General features: G+C 64.4%; 12 protein-coding genes. 7 read left to right on the plus strand and 5 right to left on the minus strand.

The window, feature by feature from the left end; translation table 11 throughout:
* Positions 1 to 10: 10 nt before the first annotated feature.
* The 4 genes from QRN16_RS20350 to QRN16_RS20365 are packed head-to-tail and all read right to left on the minus strand — an operon-like array spanning position 11 to position 6,665.
* Positions 11 to 1,357, minus strand: coding sequence for an MFS transporter (locus QRN16_RS20350; RefSeq protein ID WP_285189518.1), 1,347 nt, complete (start codon positions 1,355 to 1,357; stop codon positions 11 to 13).
* Between the two features lie 60 nt (positions 1,358 to 1,417).
* Positions 1,418 to 2,539 (minus strand): LLM class flavin-dependent oxidoreductase, encoded by a 1,122-nt coding sequence (locus QRN16_RS20355; RefSeq protein ID WP_285189520.1) that lies wholly within the window; start codon positions 2,537 to 2,539, stop codon positions 1,418 to 1,420.
* Positions 2,536 to 4,620 (minus strand): hydantoinase B/oxoprolinase family protein, encoded by a 2,085-nt coding sequence (locus QRN16_RS20360; RefSeq protein ID WP_285189522.1) that lies wholly within the window; start codon positions 4,618 to 4,620, stop codon positions 2,536 to 2,538. Before QRN16_RS20360 ends, QRN16_RS20355 begins: the two co-directional genes overlap by 4 nt.
* Positions 4,620 to 6,665 (minus strand): hydantoinase/oxoprolinase family protein, encoded by a 2,046-nt coding sequence (locus tag QRN16_RS20365; RefSeq protein ID WP_285189524.1) that lies wholly within the window; start codon positions 6,663 to 6,665, stop codon positions 4,620 to 4,622. The genes QRN16_RS20360 and QRN16_RS20365 overlap by 1 nt, the downstream gene beginning before the upstream one ends.
* A 353-nt stretch (positions 6,666 to 7,018) precedes the next feature.
* On the opposite strand from QRN16_RS20365, the gene QRN16_RS20370 reads away from it, so the two are divergent.
* Both QRN16_RS20370 and QRN16_RS20375 read left to right on the plus strand, forming a co-directional pair.
* A complete protein-coding gene (locus tag QRN16_RS20370; protein ID WP_285189525.1) occupies positions 7,019 to 8,125 on the plus strand; it encodes a zinc-dependent alcohol dehydrogenase in 1,107 nt (368 codons plus the stop codon).
* A 54-nt stretch (positions 8,126 to 8,179) separates the two neighbouring features.
* A complete protein-coding gene (locus QRN16_RS20375; protein ID WP_285189528.1) occupies positions 8,180 to 8,857 on the plus strand; it encodes a TetR/AcrR family transcriptional regulator in 678 nt (225 codons plus the stop codon).
* Here the strand turns inward: QRN16_RS20375 and QRN16_RS20380 are convergent.
* The gene (locus QRN16_RS20380) at positions 8,854 to 10,041 is read right to left on the minus strand and encodes a CaiB/BaiF CoA transferase family protein (RefSeq protein ID WP_285189529.1); all 1,188 of its coding nucleotides are present in this window, start codon (positions 10,039 to 10,041) and stop codon (positions 8,854 to 8,856) included. The genes QRN16_RS20375 and QRN16_RS20380 overlap by 4 nt on opposite strands.
* A 296-nt stretch (positions 10,042 to 10,337) precedes the next feature.
* On the opposite strand from QRN16_RS20380, the gene QRN16_RS20385 reads away from it, so the two are divergent.
* From QRN16_RS20385 to QRN16_RS20405, 5 genes are all read left to right on the plus strand, one after another.
* Positions 10,338 to 12,209: a flavin-containing monooxygenase gene (locus QRN16_RS20385; RefSeq protein WP_285189531.1), complete on the plus strand. Its 1,872-nt coding sequence runs from the start codon at positions 10,338 to 10,340 to the stop codon at positions 12,207 to 12,209.
* Positions 12,210 to 12,243: 34 nt separating this feature from the next.
* Positions 12,244 to 13,944, plus strand: coding sequence for an AMP-binding protein (locus tag QRN16_RS20390; protein ID WP_285189534.1), 1,701 nt, complete (start codon positions 12,244 to 12,246; stop codon positions 13,942 to 13,944).
* Positions 13,941 to 14,630, plus strand: coding sequence for a nitroreductase (locus QRN16_RS20395; protein ID WP_285189537.1), 690 nt, complete (start codon positions 13,941 to 13,943; stop codon positions 14,628 to 14,630). Before QRN16_RS20390 ends, QRN16_RS20395 begins: the two co-directional genes overlap by 4 nt.
* Before the next feature lie 86 nt (positions 14,631 to 14,716).
* Positions 14,717 to 16,039 (plus strand): NtaA/DmoA family FMN-dependent monooxygenase, encoded by a 1,323-nt coding sequence (locus QRN16_RS20400; protein WP_285189539.1) that lies wholly within the window; start codon positions 14,717 to 14,719, stop codon positions 16,037 to 16,039.
* A gap of 59 nt (positions 16,040 to 16,098) precedes the next feature.
* Positions 16,099 to 16,710 carry a TetR/AcrR family transcriptional regulator gene (locus QRN16_RS20405; RefSeq protein ID WP_285189541.1) on the plus strand — a complete coding sequence of 204 codons (612 nt, stop codon included), beginning with the start codon at positions 16,099 to 16,101 and terminating at the stop codon, positions 16,708 to 16,710.
* The last annotated feature ends 133 nt before the right edge of the window (positions 16,711 to 16,843 follow it).

Here is a 16,843-nt window from a genome sequence, read left to right on the forward strand (position 1 = left end):
GAACGGGCACTTACGTGATCGCCCGAGGCCCCCTCGGGATCGCCAATGCCGCGAACACACTGAGCAACATGGCGCCTGCGAGGACCAGAAAGCCGACCGTGTAACCGGATTCGGCGGGTACGCCCGACGGATCGACGTCAGCCGCGACGACGCTGGCCACGATCGACGCACCGAGGGATCCACCGATCGTTCGAATGTTGGCATTCACCCCGCCGGCCATCCCGGTTCGATGTCGGGGTACGGAGCGGACGACGATGCTCGACATCGACGCGAAAGCCAGACCGAATCCCACTCCGGTCGAACAGGTCACGAGAAAGATATGCCACTGATGCGTGTGCGCGAGGGCCAAGGTCACCAATGCTGAGAACGAGATGACCGTTCCAGCAACGAGAATCGCACGGTATCCGAACGTGCGGGCGAGTCTGCCGACAGAGGATCCGGCGAGAAAGACGAACACCGACTGGGGCAGAAGCATCACCCCCGAGTGAGTGACCGACGCACCGAATCCGTATCCGTGGTCCCTAGCGGTCTGGAGAAACGCAGGAAGAGTGCTCATCAGGGCGTACAGAGCGACACCGAAGAGCAGTGCAACGAGGTTCGTCGCCCACACCTGACGAGCGGCCATGATGCGGATGTCGATGAGCGGCGAGTCACTACGAGTCTCGATGAGGATCCACAGAGTGCACAGAACGAGGGCGACGAGGAGGAGACCGATGACCGAGACGGAGGTCCAGCCCCGCTGCGGTGCCACATCGATGGCTACCAGAAGTGCCACCAGCCAACCCGACATGGCCAGTGCCGCCCCTACACTGATCGAATCGCTTGCGCGTTCCGCACTCTCGGGGATGAACACCTGCGCTGCAACTGCCGCGGCGACGACGACGACCATCGGTATCACGAAGAGCCATCGGTAACTCAACGTCGAGAATATCGGCCCGGCGAGCACCAACCCGAGGCCGGCACCGGACGCGGTCAGCGCGGCAATGAACCCGACCGCGCCGCCGACCTCGTCCGGTGGAAATTCATCACGGATGATTCCGAACGCCAATGGCAGTACGCCGCCGCCGATTCCCTGGATCACCCGAGCGAGAATCATGAACGGCAGAGTGGTTGCCAACGCCGCGGCCAGCGACCCGAGCGCCAGCGCGACGAGGACGATGACCAGGAACCGCTTCTTGCCGTACCTGTCACCCAGGCGACCGACGATCGGTGTGAAGATGGACGCAGACAGCAGATATGCCGTCAGTACTCGCGTGACGCCGGCGTGAGAGGTTCCCAGCTCGTCTCGGATCGTCGGGAGAGCCGGCGTCACCAGCGACAGCATCAGCGCGAAGGACACCACACCGGCAGCGAGCACCGTGAACGTCCTACGGTGGTGAGATCCATCGGCGCCGTCATGCATCGGTCTCGCGAACCCTCAGTCGAGTGACGGCGTCGCGGGACTCCTCCCCCGGTTAGGCACGCGGGGGAGAATGGATTCGACTGCGAGACCGTAACTCTCGCCTGCCTTACCGTCCAGGTCTGCCGTCCAGAAATTGAACCGTTCGATCCCGATGTCGACGAGGCGCTCTATCCGCTCGACGCAACGATCGGGGTCTCCGACCAACGCGAACTGATCGATGTAGTCGTCATCGAGCACCTTCGAGTGCGCACCTGCAGCATCTCCGTGCTTCGTCATGTCGTACGTGGACTTGACCCGTTCGAGATTGGTGCGCTGAGACTCGCTGACGGGTCCGGTGATCGAGTTGCTCATCACCGCGAACCGACTGTGTGACGTGACGATTCCCCGACTCAATTCGCGAGCGAACTCGACGTCCACGTGCGGGTAGAGCGGAAGGTAAGCTCCGAAGCGCACGGATCCGGGTTCCCTTCCTGCCCGATCCATCTCCTCACGTGCCACGTCGATCGCCCACTGGAGTCTGTGCTCATCTGCACCCAGTGAGAACGAGATCCAATCTGCGTGGCGAGCTGCGGCGGCGATGACCTTGGGTCCACTGGCCGCGACCTCGATCTCCACCGGCGGCAGGTCGGCGGGAAGCCAGTGCAGCCGACTGGTTTCCGGCGCGTTGGCGATGGCGATGCCGTCGAGCCCGGGACGTCCGACGGCAAGCATGCTCGCCGAATCGGACATCGGAACGCCGTCGTTTCGCAGATACGACTTGAGCATCGACAACACCTTGTCGAACGTCGCCACGGTCGCAGGTCGGGCTCCGATGTGAGCCAACGCGGAGTCACCACGTCCGATACCCAAGGACATCCGGCCCCCCGAGATGACCTGGACGGTCGCCGCGAGATTAGCCAGGACGGATGGATGACGTGTCACGGGATTGCTGGTGCCCGTCCCCAGTTTCAGCGTGCTCGTGGACACCGCGGCGAGAGTGAGCACCGCGAACGCGTCCCCCATGAGGCACTGGGAGTCGACCAGCGAAGCACCGTCCCACCCGTCGGATTCCAGGCGTTGCGCACGTTCGGCCAACTTCCGCGGGTCACGACTGCTCGACGGTGACACCAGGGTCGTCCACGCTTCGACGTCTTTCATGCAGTCACCCAACTCGTGGGCATGTACTCGAAGGAGATCCCTTCGCCCACCGGCACGACCTCCACGTGGAGGAAGTGCCCGGTGACCGGGTCGAGGTATGCCCGCCGTTCGGAGGCACCCCCGATCTCCTCGACCAGAACAGGGGCGCCGTCCGTCCACGGACGAGGCGCCTGCGCCAGTACCGCCCCGGACGCACTCGCCACGGCGAGGTCTCCTCGCTGATCGACATTCGGACCGATGGGCAGACCTGCCTCGTTCGACACCACCGTCTGCTCCATCGGGACAGCCGCAGCCCGGGCCGCTGCCAGGCGCCTCGAACCGATTTCGGCCCGACGGCGACTCGTTGCATCCTCGTCCCCCGGCACGACGCCGTAGATCTCGGCAGCGTCCTCGACGGAGACATACCCGGCATCGATGTCGGCTTCCACTAGAGCGGGCGCACGATCGATCGGATCGCCCCACGCCGCTCCGCTTCCCGCCCAGCACAGGAACTGATCGCCCGGCTTCAGTTCGAATCCCTGATCGGTCAAGGCCAGCGGTTTCCGCGTGCCGTCAGCGAGCTGGATCGCCATCCGAGATGTCGTTCCGTCGAGTCCCCCGGCAGTTCCTGCCGTCGACAGGAGATCGTGCTGCCCGATACTGGTGCCGAACAGCGACGTGTCGCTCGTCGACCGGAAACCCAGTTCCACGCCGGCGCCGCCGCGGTGCGCACCGTGTGCCATGCGCGTTCCCCGTCGGCGGAAGTCGATGCGTAACGGATACCACGACTCGGTCGTCTCGACGTCGGCAGGTTCGATCGTGTTCTGCTTCCCGACGATTTCGCAGTAGAAATCGGTTCCGTCGCGGTCGGCGCCCGCCGACGAGCCCGCTGCCGAGGAGTCCTGCATGAGCCATGCCAGCGGCTCTCCCGCGTGGCCGGGGCCGGACCAGGTCAACAGGAATTTGCCCGAGTGCGGCGGGATGGCGGACAGGAATCGGCTGACGTACGAACCCGGTGCCGACGACGCTGCTGCGACCAGGCAGCGCAGGGCCGCGCTGACAGCATCCATCGACGCGAGCAGATGCGCGGCACCGACCGGCGCCGGCGGGAGGGCATTGAGGATCGAACCCTCCGTGCACTTGACCTCGAAGGCATCCAGGTAGCCCTGATTGTGGGGTAGATCGCCCACCAGGTAGAGCGCGAGGTACATGCTCAACATGCTCTTGACGACATGGTCCTTGGAGTTGAGGAAGCTGGCAACCTGCGGTGCCGCGCCGTCGAAGTCGAAGACGAGGGACGACCCGTCGACGGTCATCGCACACGGAATCTTGTGGAACGCACCTCGCCATTCCGCATACGTCGTGTAGCGGTACGTACCGTCCGCCAATTCGGCGATCCGACCTCGGATCGCCGCCAGCGCACGTCGATTCAGGTCGGCGATCGCGAAGCGGAATCGTTCGATCCCGGTTTCCTCGACCAGGGTGGAGAGCCTGTCGTGGCCGACGTTGATGCCGGCTACCAGTGCGCGCAGGTCCATCTCGACGAGGTGTGCGACGCGGACATTGTTGAGGAAGATCGCCCACACGTCTCGTTGCTCCACGCCGCCGCGGACCAGACGTACGGGCGGGAAGCGCAGCGCCTCCTGGTAGCACTCGGTGGCGTTGGGGGCGAACGATCCCGGCACCATGCCGCCGAGATCCATGAGGTGGGCCGAGTTCACCACCCATGCGACGAGCTCGCCGTGCACGAAGACGGGCCTCAGTACGAAGACGTCCTGCGGGTGCAGTCCGCCGCCACCGTGCGGGTCGTTCGAGAGGAAGACGTCGCCCGCGGCGATGTCGTCGTGCACTGCCAACACCGTCTTGACGGCATTGGTGGATTCGTTGAACTGCATCGTGATCTTGCCGCCGCCGATGACAAGATCGCCCGCCCCGTCGAGGATCGCGGTGCAGTAGTCACCGTTCTCGACGACGATCGGACTGATCGCGGTCCGCTCGATCACCCTCGATGCCTCGGCGACGAGCGCTTCCAGCCGGTGCCGTAGAACCTCGACCGCGATCACGTTCATGGTGACGGTCGGGTTCTCCTGCAGAGCGGTCATCAGATTGCCTCCATCTTCAAGGTGTGGCGGGAGTCGCGCGTCGCGCGGTAGCCGTCGGGAACCACGATGGTCGTGTCTCCCTGGTCCACGATCGCCGGCCCGGTGAACGTGTGTCCTGGACGCAGATTGGCTGCGACGTAGACGTCGACGGATCGACGGCCGTTCTCGTCGAGAAGGATCTGCCGGGTTCCGTCGGGCTTCGCTGTCGTGTCGACGCCGTCGGGATCGATCTGTATGGCCGCGCGCGGGAGTTTCCCGATGCCGATGGCGCGCACGGCGGCCACTTCGACGGGAGTTCCCAGGGTGATGGCACTCGTGCCGTAGCGCTGGGAGTACTGCGCGAGAAAGTGTTCCTTGATCTGGGCGGCGTCGAACGCTCCGTCACCGAGGGGAATCGTCAGCTCGAACGACTGCTGGTGGAAGCGAATGTCCGCTTCGAATTCGACGCGACGTCCGGACTCGGGCACTCCGTTGCGTTCGACGTCGTCGTAGACGTCCTGGCCGAGGCTCTTCATCTTGGCCGAGAGAGATTCGGTGTCCACGGAATCGATCAGCTGGTCGACAGAGGTAAGGCGTTCTCGTCTGACCTCGGCGCACGCGGCACCGAAGGCGGACAACACCGATGCCGGGAGCGGAACCAGCACGGTCGGCACCCCGGCGATCCGAGCCAGATCCCCGGAGAAGAGTGGACCGGATCCGCCGTAGCCGAGAAAGGCGAGCGATCGGGGTTCGAGACCACTGGACGTCGCCAGGAGCCGGGCGGCTTTGCCCATCTGCTCGACCGCGATCGCATGGATGCCCAGCGCGACCTCCTCACCGCTCAGACCGAGTTCGGCACCGACGGTGGCACACGCCTCCAGCGCCGCCGCAGCGTCCAGCGGCATCGTGCCACGCAGGAACGATGCGGGATCGATGTAACCCAGTACGACCATGGCATCGGTCAACGTAGGTTGGGTACCGCCGCGCCCGTAACAGGCCGGACCGGGCATGGCGCGCGCGGATTCCGGCCCCACCCGCAGGAGCCCCCGGTCGTCGACCCAGGCTATGGACCCTCCCGCCGCTCCGATCGACTCGACGTCGACCGTCGACTGAGCAGTGATGACACCGTGCAGAGTTCCGCGCTGTGTGCGCTGCGGAAGTCCTTCCCGAACCAGTGCCACATCGAAGCTCGTGCCGCCGGCGTCGCCGCACAGCGCGTTCGAGAATCCGGCTGCGGCCGCGAACTCGGCGGCCGCGACGACACCCGCGGACGGCCCCGAAGAGTTGAGGCTGAACGGTGATCGCCGGGCCTCGTCGAGTGTGGTCGTACCCCCGTTCGCCTGGAGCAGGAGCATGGGTGAACGCAGACCCATGTCGACGAGAGTCTTTGCGAGATCATCGATTCCGTCCAGCGCATTACCACTGAACGCATTGAGTACCGCAACCATCGTCCGCTCGTACTCGCGGATGGACGGGTGCAGTTCCGCGCCCGAGAACACCGGAATCTCCGGGTACCTTTCCCGCGCGATGGCCGTCACACGATCCTCGTGTACCGAGTTCGCGAAGGACCACAACAGCGATACGGCGATCGACTCGACACCCTGATCCCGCACGAGCTCGTCCAGCGCCGCGATCGCCGCGGCCTCGTCCAGCTCGTCGACGACGACGCCACCCCGACCGATCCGTTCGGGCACTCCCCTGACGCACGAGCGTTCGACCGGTTGCCAGGGCACCTCCAGCCACCCGTCGACGGAGACGCGGCGGCTACGGGCAGAGGAGATGACGTCCTCGAATCCCGCGGTCGTCAGCAGGCCCACGCGCATTCCCTTGCGCACCGTCAGGACGTTGGTGACAGCGGTGGTGCCCAGACCGAAGCGCTCGACCTTCGGCATCAGGTCCGCGCTGGTCGTTCCGGCTCGGGCGGCGACGTTGTCACATGCTTGGAGCACGCCGCGGCCGAACTCCTGTGGATCCGTCGGCGCTTTGTCGCGCCAGGTTCGCTCACCGTCGCTCAAGACGATGTCGGTGAAGGTTCCACCGACGTCGACTCCGATTGTGAAACCCATCTGAAACTCCTCGTGTCGGGTGCAGCCGAGCTCCGGCAGCTATCACTCATGCGGTCGATCGAGCCCGGCGACAGCCGATGCAGATCTCATCTCCGCTTAATCGACATAGTAGTCGAATGTGAGCTACGACGCTAGATGCAGATCACACTTCATCTATCCGGTGATCTGCTGCACTGCGGCGGTTGACCTCTTCTCATCCGGTGGGATATACCTGTAAATCAAACACTGTTTGGATACAGTGTGTCGGCAAACAAGGTTTCCGACCTGCAACGATTCACGTTCGGCACTCGCGGCCGGCGCACTCGGTCACGGGACGATGCGCCCATCTGCCTCGACCAGGAAAAGGTGATCACATGGAACAGGCGACTGCGCTCGTCCAACACGGCGCCGGCAAGTTCGAGTTCGAGAACTTCGACCTGCCGGTACTCGGCGAGGGCGACGTACTGGTGCGTGTCGAGGCGAACGGACTGTGCGCGTCCGATGTCGAAGCGTACGAAGGGCTCGACCGGGACTGGGACGAACGTCCTCGCATTCTCGGCCACGAGATAGCCGGCACCATCCAGGACATGGGGCCGGCGACGGTCAATCGCCGCGGCCTCGCCGTGGGCGACCGGGTGTGCGTCAATCCGTTCGTCTCGTGCGGCATCTGTCGTTCGTGCCTGATCGGCGATCTCTCCGGCTGCACAGGCCATGTCGAGAGATTGCGGTACGGAATGGTGCCCACATCGGTGTCGCCCAGCTTGTGGGGTGGGTACTCGACACACGCATTCGTTCCGCGCAACGGCATCCTCTACAAGGTGCCGCCGGAAGTCGATGCCCTCGATGCCACTCTGTGGCAGCCCATAGCCGGCGGATACGAGTGGGCGATCGCCCAGGGCGGTTTGCGCGTCGGCGATCGGCTTCTCGTTCTGGGACCGGGTCAACGCGGCCTCGGAGCAGTGCTGGCCGCCCGTCATGCCGGTGCGGGCAAGATCGTGGTCACCGGTCTCACCAAGGACAGATTCAAACTGGATGTGGCTCTTCGACTGGGCGCCGACGCGGTCATCGACGTGGAATCGGAAGACTTCGTCGCTCGGTGCATGGAGCTTTCGGACGGCGAGGGTTTCGACGTGGTGCTGGACACCACACCTCACGCGGTCACCCCGATCAACGAGTCGGTCGCTGCTCTCCGGCGCGGCGGCACGATCATGGTCATCGGGGTGAAACTCCGTACTCTCGACGACTTTCCGATCGACCAGTTCCTGTACAAGCGGGGCACCCTCAAGGCGGTGCCGGGCAGCACCGACCGTTCCTACCGCCTGGCGCTGGACCTCGTGGCGAACAATCCGAAGGCCTTGTCCGAATTGCGCACACACGTCTTCGGCTTCGATCGGCTCGGGACAGCACTGGACGTGCTCAAGGGTCAGGTCGCCGGGGAGAACGCCATCAACGTCGTCGTCACGCCGAACTTCACGCCCTGACGAGCGGGATCTCCACCAGGCATCCATCCCGGAGACGAAGGTAGGCTCGGCACGGTGCAGAAGAAGACGGAGAACGGTCAGCGCGGGCTCGGTCGCCCGAAGACGGCTCTGATCACCCGCGAATCGATCGTCGAAGCTGCACTCGTCATCGTCGATCGCGATGGCCCCGAGGGACTCAACCTCCGGAAGATTGCCACGGCGCTGGACGTCACCGCCGCCTCGCTGTACCACCACTTCGCGAACAAGGAGGAGATCCTCGCGGAGTTGACGATGCACCTGCTGCGCAAACAACGAATACCGAAGCACCAGGACAGCTGGCAGAACACGTTCGTCAACGGCACTCACCAGTATCGTCGTACGTTGCTCGAACATCCCCGCGCAGCACCGATTCTCGCCGCACGCCTGTGGCAGGGCTACTCGTATGCGAAGTTCGAGCACTCCCTGTCGTCGATGGCGGCCGGAGGAGTTCCCGAGAACCTCCAGCTCGCGATCATGCGAGCCGGCGAGATGTTGGGGCTCGCCTCGGCGCTCATCGGCCCGGACTGGGACAACAGCAAGTACGGAGACGTACCCGAGCAGTACCCCACATTGCGGCGCGCCATCGAAGCCGACACCTGGACGGCCGAGGAGTCACTGGACATCACCGTGCGAGCACTCATCCGAGGTTTCGAGGCGCTCGCCGAGGAAGCGACGGTCTCCGGAGAGCCGACAGACGAGACGGACGCACACTAGTCCGAGTCGGCTCGAGACCCGATCACTCCGTCGATCTCCCACTGGCGCACGCTCTCCGGGGCGAAGCCGAGTTCCGTCAGAAGGTCGATCGTGTGCTCTCCGATCTTCGGAGGTCTCGCTCCGACACGAGCGGGAGTGCGGCTGAGCCGAGGCGCCGGTGCCGGCTGCAGCACACCCTCCCTGGACACGAAGCTCTGTCGCTCCAGGCTCTGTGGGTGTTCCGCCGCCTCGTGCATGTCGAGTACCGGCGAGAAGCAGACTGCACGTCCCTCCAACCGCTCGCACCATTGTTCACGAGTAGCACTCCCGAAAAGGTTGTCGAGCTGCACTTTTCGCCATGCCCACAGCGCTCGGTCGTGCTGGTCGTTCCACTCCTTTCCGTCGAGGCCGAGTGCGTCGCGCAGTTCGGCGTAGAACTGCGGCTCGTTTGCCGCGATGGAGATCCAGTGTCCGTCCGAGCATCGGTAGGCGTCGTAGTGCGGCGCTGCACCGGACAGGAAATGCTCGCCTCGCTCCGTCGTCCCGGCACCTGCAGCGCTCATGCTGTAGTTCATCGTGTTCAGCAGTGCAGCACCTTCGATCATGGCGGCATCGACGACCTGTCCCCTCCCGGACGACTTCACCTCGTGGAGAGCTGCCATGACGCCGAACAATAGGAACATCGCACCGCCCCCGAAGTCTCCTACCAACGCCAACGGCGGAGTCGGAGGTGAGTCCGGCCGCCCGATGCCCTCGAGCACGCCCGCCAACGCCAGGTAATTGATGTCATGGCCGGGAACTTGCGCGTAGGGACCGGTCTGTCCCCACCCCGTCATCCGTCCATAGATCAGGTCGGGACGCCGTGCCATACAGTCGTCGGGACCGAGCCCCAACCGTTCCGCGACTCCCGGCCGCATTCCCTCGAGTACGACGTCGCACGTCTCGATCACGCGTAGAACAACGTCGCGGCCATGCGGTGTCGTGACGTCGACGCTGAGTGAACGTTTGCCGCGGAGATTGATGCTGGTGTGCCGAAGCTCGTCGACGTCCGCGGCATGCGCGCCCCGACCCACCCGGTCCAGGCGGATGACATCTGCGCCCATGTCGGCGAGCATCATTCCCGCGAAGGGGACAGGTCCGATTCCCGCCAGTTCCAACACCCGTAGCCCTTGCAGTGGTCCCGGAGCACCGCCCGTCGAATTCATGATCACTCCTTGATCTTTCGCCCCTCTCGGGGCGCCGGCCGACGCAGTGGAACAGCCCGTGAGATCTCCCGGTGCCGCCTCGCCGCAACGGTGGAGCTGTTCCCTGTAATGGGGGTTGACGGGCCTGTCCGATGGACGTACCGTTCGAGAGAAGTCAACTAAACATTGTTTAGTTAGTCAAGACCTACTCGACTTCGACCGCCCCCGCTGTGCGCGGAGTCGAAGCACGACAACTGCTTCCGTAGCGCGCCCCGATCACCGATGGGCGAATCGACACAAGACAGGGACAGCGAAACATGACGAGCACGCACTCGACACCCACACACCCAACGACATCGGACTTCGAACAGATTCGAGCGTCGCTCGTCGCCGGGCTCCACAAGTCCCCCGAGGAGTACCGGGAAATCTACCGCCGCGAGCGAGACAAGAGGATCAGGGTCGACGGGGTCGCCCAGTACCAGGGCGCGGTCGACACGTACGAAGGATTCGCCGACGACCCCTTCATGGATGTCGTACCTCGGGCCGCCATCGACGAGGACGTCGAGGTCGTGATCATCGGTGGCGGGTTCGGCGGCCTGCTGGCAGGTGCGCGGTTGCGGCAACAAGGATGTACCGATATCCGAATCCTCGACGAGGGCGGAGATTTCGGTGGGGCCTGGTACTGGAACCGGTACCCCGGAGCGATGTGCGACATCGAGTCGTACATCTACCTCCCGCTTCTCGACGAGGTCGGTTACGTCCCGACGATGAAATACGCGAAGGGGCCCGAGATCCGTGCCCATGCCGCGCGGATCGGACGTCACTTCGGCCTGTACGAGAAGGCCACATTCCACACACGTGTCGAGAGCGTCGAATGGGATGACGACCGAGCCGTGTGGCAGATCCGGACGAACCGCGGCGACGTTCTCCGCGCATCGAGCATCGTCATCGCCAGCGGTCCGCTGAGCAAGCCGAAGTTCCCACGCATCCCCGGCATCGAAGATTTCGGCGGCCACGTCTTCCACACCAGCCGCTGGGACTTCGACTACACCGGCGGCGACGAGACGGGCGGAATGAGCGGGCTCGCCGACAAGCGGGTCGGAATCGTGGGTACGGGCGCGACATCCCTGCAAGCGGTTCCCCAATTGGCCGAATCTGCAGGCGAACTGGTAGTCATCCAGCGGACACCCTCCACGGTCGACGTTCGCGCGAATCGTCCGACCGATCCGGAGTGGGCGGAATCGTTGCAGCCGGGTTGGCAGCAGGATCGGATGACGAATTTCATCACCATCGTCAGCGGAAACGCGGTGTCGACGGATCTCGTGGCGGACGGGTGGACATCGATCTACGAGCGACTGACGGGGCGAGCAGTTCGCCCGGTCGCAGAGCAGCTGGGTAGGCGACTCTCGCCGGCAGAGAAGGACGAGATTCTCGAACTGCTCGACTTCAAGAAGATGGACGAGATCAGGGATCGCATCGAAGCGACCGTCGCGGATCCCGAGACCGCCGAGGCGCTCAAACCCTGGTATCGCCTGCTGTGCAAGCGCCCGGGATTCCACGACGAGTACCTCGACACCTTCAATCGTCCCAACGTCACTCTTCTCGACACCATGGGACAGGGGATCGAACGAATCGAGAAGGGTGCTGTGGTGGCCGGCGGCCGGACCGTCGAACTGGACTGCCTCATCTTCGCCACCGGTTTCGAGGTCGGAACTCAGTACACCAGCAGAAACGGTTACGACGTGGTCGGGCGCAACGGGATACGCCTGAGCGAGAAATGGCAGGACGGGTTCAGCACCTTCCACGGTCTGCATTCCGCAGGCTTCCCCAACTGCTACTTCATGGGCCGGATACAGACCGGGACATCGGTGAACTACATGCACACCGTCAACGAACAGTCCAAGCACATCGCCTACATCTATTCCGCCCAGAAAGCATCCGGCCTCGGCCCGCTCGAAGCATCGCCGCTCGCGGAGAAGGAATGGCGTGACGAGATCATCCGATCATCGAAGTCGAGCCAGGCATTCTACGAAGAGTGCACTCCGGGCTACTTCAACAACGAGGGCAAGCCGGGCGATGCCAACGGACTGTTCTCCGGCGGCTACGGAGACGGACCCCTCAAGTTCTTCGACCTCTTGAAGAATTGGCGCGAGGAAGGATCGCTCCGTGGCCTCGACCCGATCGCATGAGCGCAATCCCGACCACGTCCGCAGTGAGGATCCCATGACCGACCCCGATCTCGCGGCCCGTACCGGAAACAAATCATCGAGCCCCGCAAAGCCGTTCATCAACATCGCGAACGCACTGCACACGTGGGGACGCACGAGACCGGGACGCACGGCCGTACGCATAGACGACAGCGTGCTGACGTACGACAGCCTCGACACGGCGACCGCGACGCTGGCAGGAGGGCTGCTACAGCTCGGCGTGGCCAAAGGCGAGCGCATCGTGTATCTCAGTGCCTACAGACGCGAGGTGTTGCTCACCGTTCTCGCCGCATACCGGCTCGGCGCGGTGAACGTCGTGTTGAACGAGTACTTGAAAGGTGACTCGCTCCGTCATCAACTCGTCGATGCCGCGCCCAGCGTGATCGTGGTGGATTCCGATGGTCTGAGCATGCTCGCCACTCTCGCGCTCGACGTCCCGGAGCTGAGAACGGTTGTCGTACTGGACGACGGAACGTCGCACCCGCTTCCGGGGGTGCCGTTCGACCTGGTCGCGTGGAGCACCGTGGCCTCCGGACCTCTTCTGCACGAACTGGAACTCGCCGGGCCCGACGACCCGGCCCAGATCGTCTACACGTCGGGCACCACCGGACTGCCCAAGGGCTGCGTCCTCAGCCAGCGGTACCTCCTGCATCAAGGTGAGGTCTTCGGGCCGTGGTCGGGGCTGCGTGACGACGACGTGTACATGTCGTCCGCGCCGCTCTACCACGTCAGTGGCATACACGTGCTGACCACCGGACTCATCGCGGGAGCGGAGGTGGTCGTCGTGCCCCGTTTCAGCGCGTCGGCATTCTGGGACCGCGTGCGACGGTACGGAGTGACCGCGTTCCACGGCCTCGGATTCACCACCCTCGCGCTTCTCGGACAGCCCCCACGCGACGACGACAGAGAACATCCCCTGCGATTCTTCTGGAGCGGCGCGGCGCCGCACGAAGCCAAGGAGGAATTCGAGAATCGGTTCGGCGTCCGAGTGATCGGTGGCGGATACGGGCAGACCGAATTCAATCCGGTAGCCATGGTGCAGTCGGACCATCCACCCGGAGACCGCAACTCCATGGGGCGGCCGCTCGATCACGTCGAACTTCGGCTGACGGACGAGTCCGGCAACGACGTGCCGGACGGTGAGGTCGGTGAGATCGTGCTGCGACCTACCCGACCCGGGGTGATGTTCACCGGATACTGGCGACAGCCGGAAGCGACGCTGAAGACCTGGCGCGACCTGTGGCACAGAACGGGCGACCTGGCTCGATACGACGTCACCGGCAACCTCCAGTTCGCCGGCCGCGCGAACGATTCCATGCGACGACGCGGTGAGAACGTCTCGGCATTCCAGGTCGAGCACGCGATCTCCAAATTCCCTGCTGTGCGCGAAGTAGCGGTGTTCGGCGTACGCATAGACACCGAAGTCGACGACTGCATCAAGGCCGACATCGTCGTCCACGACCGATCTTCCTTCACGATCGAAGAGTTCGCGGAATTCGTCAATGTCGAACTTCCCTACTACGCCACCCCACGATTCGTCGAGATCGTCGATGCCCTACCGCGGAATGCGAGTGGGAGGATCACCAAACACACGTTGAATCGCAGTGTGACCGCCTCGGCGGTGGTCGATCTCCACGAATCCGGACTCGCCGTCAGCCGGCACGCTCGACGCTCGGCCCCTGCAGTCCGGCCGGATCGCGACGAGCAGACGACATGATTTCGAGTGATCACACCGACACCGACGTTCTCGCTCGCCTACTGCGCGAGCGAAGCAGCTGTCGCGGCTATGTGGACGAGCAGGTGCCGCGGCATGTCATCGAGCACGTACTCGATCTGGCGCGGTTGACTCCGTCCTGGTGCAACACGCAGCCGTGGCACTTGTTGGTGACCGAGGGTGCGGGCACAGCGCGGTTTCGAGATGCTCTCGTCGAGTACTCGTCCGGCGCGGAGGCCGAGCCCGATCTTCCTTTCCCGCTTACCTATTCGGGGATACATCGGGATCGGCGACGAGAATGTGGTTGGCAACTGTACGAGAGCGTGGGGGTGGAGAGGGGCGATCGAGCAGCCTCGTCCCGGCAGGCAGCACGAAATTTCGAACTCTTCGGTGCACCCCATACGGCGATCGTGACCACGGAAGCGGAGCTCGGCGTCTACGGCGCCGTGGATTGCGGGCTCTATGTGCAGACCTTCCTGCTGGCCGCTCACAGCGTGGGACTCGCAGCGGTGCCCCAGGCGGCGCTGGCGGCGCACTCCCCCTTCATCAGGAAGTACTTCGACCTACCGGAGAACCGTGTCGTGCTGTGTGGCATCTCATTCGGCTATTCCGATGCAGGGCATCCCGCCAACGGGTTCCGAACGCAGAGGGCGCCCGTGGAGGACACCGTCGACTGGGTCACCGATTGAGCAGTCCGTAGACGATGTCCGCCCATGGGAAGAAACTCCGACCGAGGGACGTTGTTGCTTCAACGCCACAAGCAACGAGGAGTGTCATGACCGACCGCCAGATGATCCTGGGAATGCAACTTGGAAACGGGTACGGAACTCAACCGACGGCGTGGCGAGCGCCGGGCGTCGATCCGTCGAACTACACGAGTTTCGACGCCCTCGTCCGATACGCCCGAGCCGCCGAGCGTGGGAAGGTCGCGTTCCTGTTCTTCCCGGACTTCCTCGCGCAGATCGGGGAGGGCCATGATCACGAGGCGCCCATGCTGACGCTCGAACCCATGGTCACGCTGGCGGCCATCGCCCGTGAGACGGAGCGCATCGGCCTCATCGCGACCGGATCGACGACATTCAACGAGCCGTACAACATCGCGCGCAGTTTCAAAGCCCTCGACGTCATGAGCCATGGGCGTGTCGGATGGAACGCCGTGACGACGAGCGATCCCGCGGCGGCGGCCAACTTCGGCAGACAGATCGCCCCGCGACCCGAGCGGTACCAACGAGCTCACGAGGTGATCCAGATGACCCAGGCACTCTGGGGCAGCTGGGAGCGTGACGCATGGTTGAAGGACACTGAAACCCCTCGATTCGTCGACTCGAGCAAGATCCGACCGATCAACCTCAGCGGGAAGTACGTGGCGTCCACAGGACCACTGGCGATACCACCGTCTGAACAGGGCCAGCCCGTCATCGTCTCCGCGGGCGGCGGCGAGTACGGCCTCGAGATCGCGGGGCGGTATGCGAGTGCGGTCATCGGCGCCGTCTTCACGATCGAGGACGCGAAAGCGCAGCGAGCTGCAGTCCGCGCCGCTGCGGAACGCGCGGGCCGAGATCCGGACGAGGTGAAATTCTTCGCGGGCGTGATGCCTGCTATCGCCCGAACGAAACGGGAGGCACTCGATCGCCGCCTCGCGCTGGGTGAGCAGTCCTTCCCGAGCCGCGTGCCGTACCTCGGTGCCATGCTGGGACTTCCCTTGACCGCAGAGCAGATCGACCGTCCGCTCACGTCCGATGAGCTGGCCACCGCACGGGCGCATCCCGGCGATCCACGGTCCGCTCGCGCCCTCGAGGTCGCACGAGAAGGCTGGACGATCCGCGAGACGCTGGCCCACGGCGTCATCGACTACCACCCCACCCCCATCGGTCCTGCGTCCACGACAGCGGACCACCTGCAGACTTGGTTCGAGGCCGGCGCGGCGGACGGGTTCTGGGTCGCGATCGACATCTACGAGGACGGAATCGACACCTTCGTCGACGAGGTCGTACCGATTCTTCAAGAGCGTGGTCTGTACCACCGGGACTACGAGGGACCGACCCTGCGCGACAACCTCGGCGTGCCGGATCAGTACGGACTCGACCCGCGAGTGTGAGAAGCCGACGGCTCGGCGCCCAGCACGACAGGGGTGCCGGGCCTCTACGCTCTTACCTCATGACAGAGGACGGTTCCTGGCGGGAGTACGAGTCCGATCCGCTTCCCCCTATTCTCGCCGCCGCGCTCGCCGCCTTCGTGGACCAGGGCTACCACGGCACGTCGGTGCGCGAGATCGCCTCACGCGCAGGCCTTTCGGTGCCCGGTCTCTACCACCACCATCCGTCGAAGCAGGCGATGCTGGTGGCCATCACCTCTGCGGCGATGACCGAACTGCTCGATAGATCGATCCGTGCGGAAGAACACGCCGGCACGGACCCCGTGGACCGTTTCGACGCGGTCGTGGAGTCACTGCTTCTCTTCCACGTCCACCGACAGGACGTCGCCTTCCTCTGCTCCACCGAGATTCGCAGTCTCGATCCCGGCAACCGTGAGGCCTACCTCGCGCAACGGGACGCCCAGCAACGCATGCTGGACCGGATCGTGCTGGACGGCGTCGAGTCGGGGGCGTTCGCGACGTCGCACCCCCTCGACGCGAGCCGTGCCGTCACGACCATGTGCGTCGGAGTGGCCACGTGGTACCGATCCGGCGGGCGCCTGGACCCGCGCGCACTGGTCGAGGTGTACTCCGAACTCGCACGGGGCACCGTGGGAGCCGATCCGCGCGGCTGATCACCCTTGACCGATCGCTCCGCCGTCTGACACCATCAGATTGACCGAGCGATCGCTCGGTCGGTACCTGGAGGTAAGCATGGCGATCGATCTGACCTACGACCCGAGCGTCCGCGAGTGGATCGAGCGCACT

The sequence above is a fragment of the Rhodococcus sp. MEB041 genome (assembly GCF_030208955.1).
Lineage (GTDB): Bacteria > Actinomycetota > Actinomycetes > Mycobacteriales > Mycobacteriaceae > Rhodococcoides.

What these genes read in the sequence shown, in the direction of transcription:
- QRN16_RS20355 (WP_285189520.1), bottom strand. Translation starts at nt 2,539, where the DNA reads ATGAAAGACGTCGAAGCGTGGACGACCCTGGTGTCACCGTCGAGCAGT.
- QRN16_RS20360 (WP_285189522.1), bottom strand. Translation starts at nt 4,620, where the DNA reads ATGACCGCTCTGCAGGAGAACCCGACCGTCACCATGAACGTGATCGCG.
- QRN16_RS20365 (WP_285189524.1), bottom strand. Translation starts at nt 6,665, where the DNA reads ATGGGTTTCACAATCGGAGTCGACGTCGGTGGAACCTTCACCGACATC.
- QRN16_RS20370 (WP_285189525.1), top strand. Translation starts at nt 7,019, where the DNA reads ATGGAACAGGCGACTGCGCTCGTCCAACACGGCGCCGGCAAGTTCGAG.
- QRN16_RS20380 (WP_285189529.1), bottom strand. Translation starts at nt 10,041, where the DNA reads ATGAATTCGACGGGCGGTGCTCCGGGACCACTGCAAGGGCTACGGGTG.
- QRN16_RS20385 (WP_285189531.1), top strand. Translation starts at nt 10,338, where the DNA reads ATGACGAGCACGCACTCGACACCCACACACCCAACGACATCGGACTTC.
- QRN16_RS20390 (WP_285189534.1), top strand. Translation starts at nt 12,244, where the DNA reads ATGACCGACCCCGATCTCGCGGCCCGTACCGGAAACAAATCATCGAGC.
- QRN16_RS20395 (WP_285189537.1), top strand. Translation starts at nt 13,941, where the DNA reads ATGATTTCGAGTGATCACACCGACACCGACGTTCTCGCTCGCCTACTG.
- QRN16_RS20400 (WP_285189539.1), top strand. Translation starts at nt 14,717, where the DNA reads ATGACCGACCGCCAGATGATCCTGGGAATGCAACTTGGAAACGGGTAC.
- QRN16_RS20405 (WP_285189541.1), top strand. Translation starts at nt 16,099, where the DNA reads ATGACAGAGGACGGTTCCTGGCGGGAGTACGAGTCCGATCCGCTTCCC.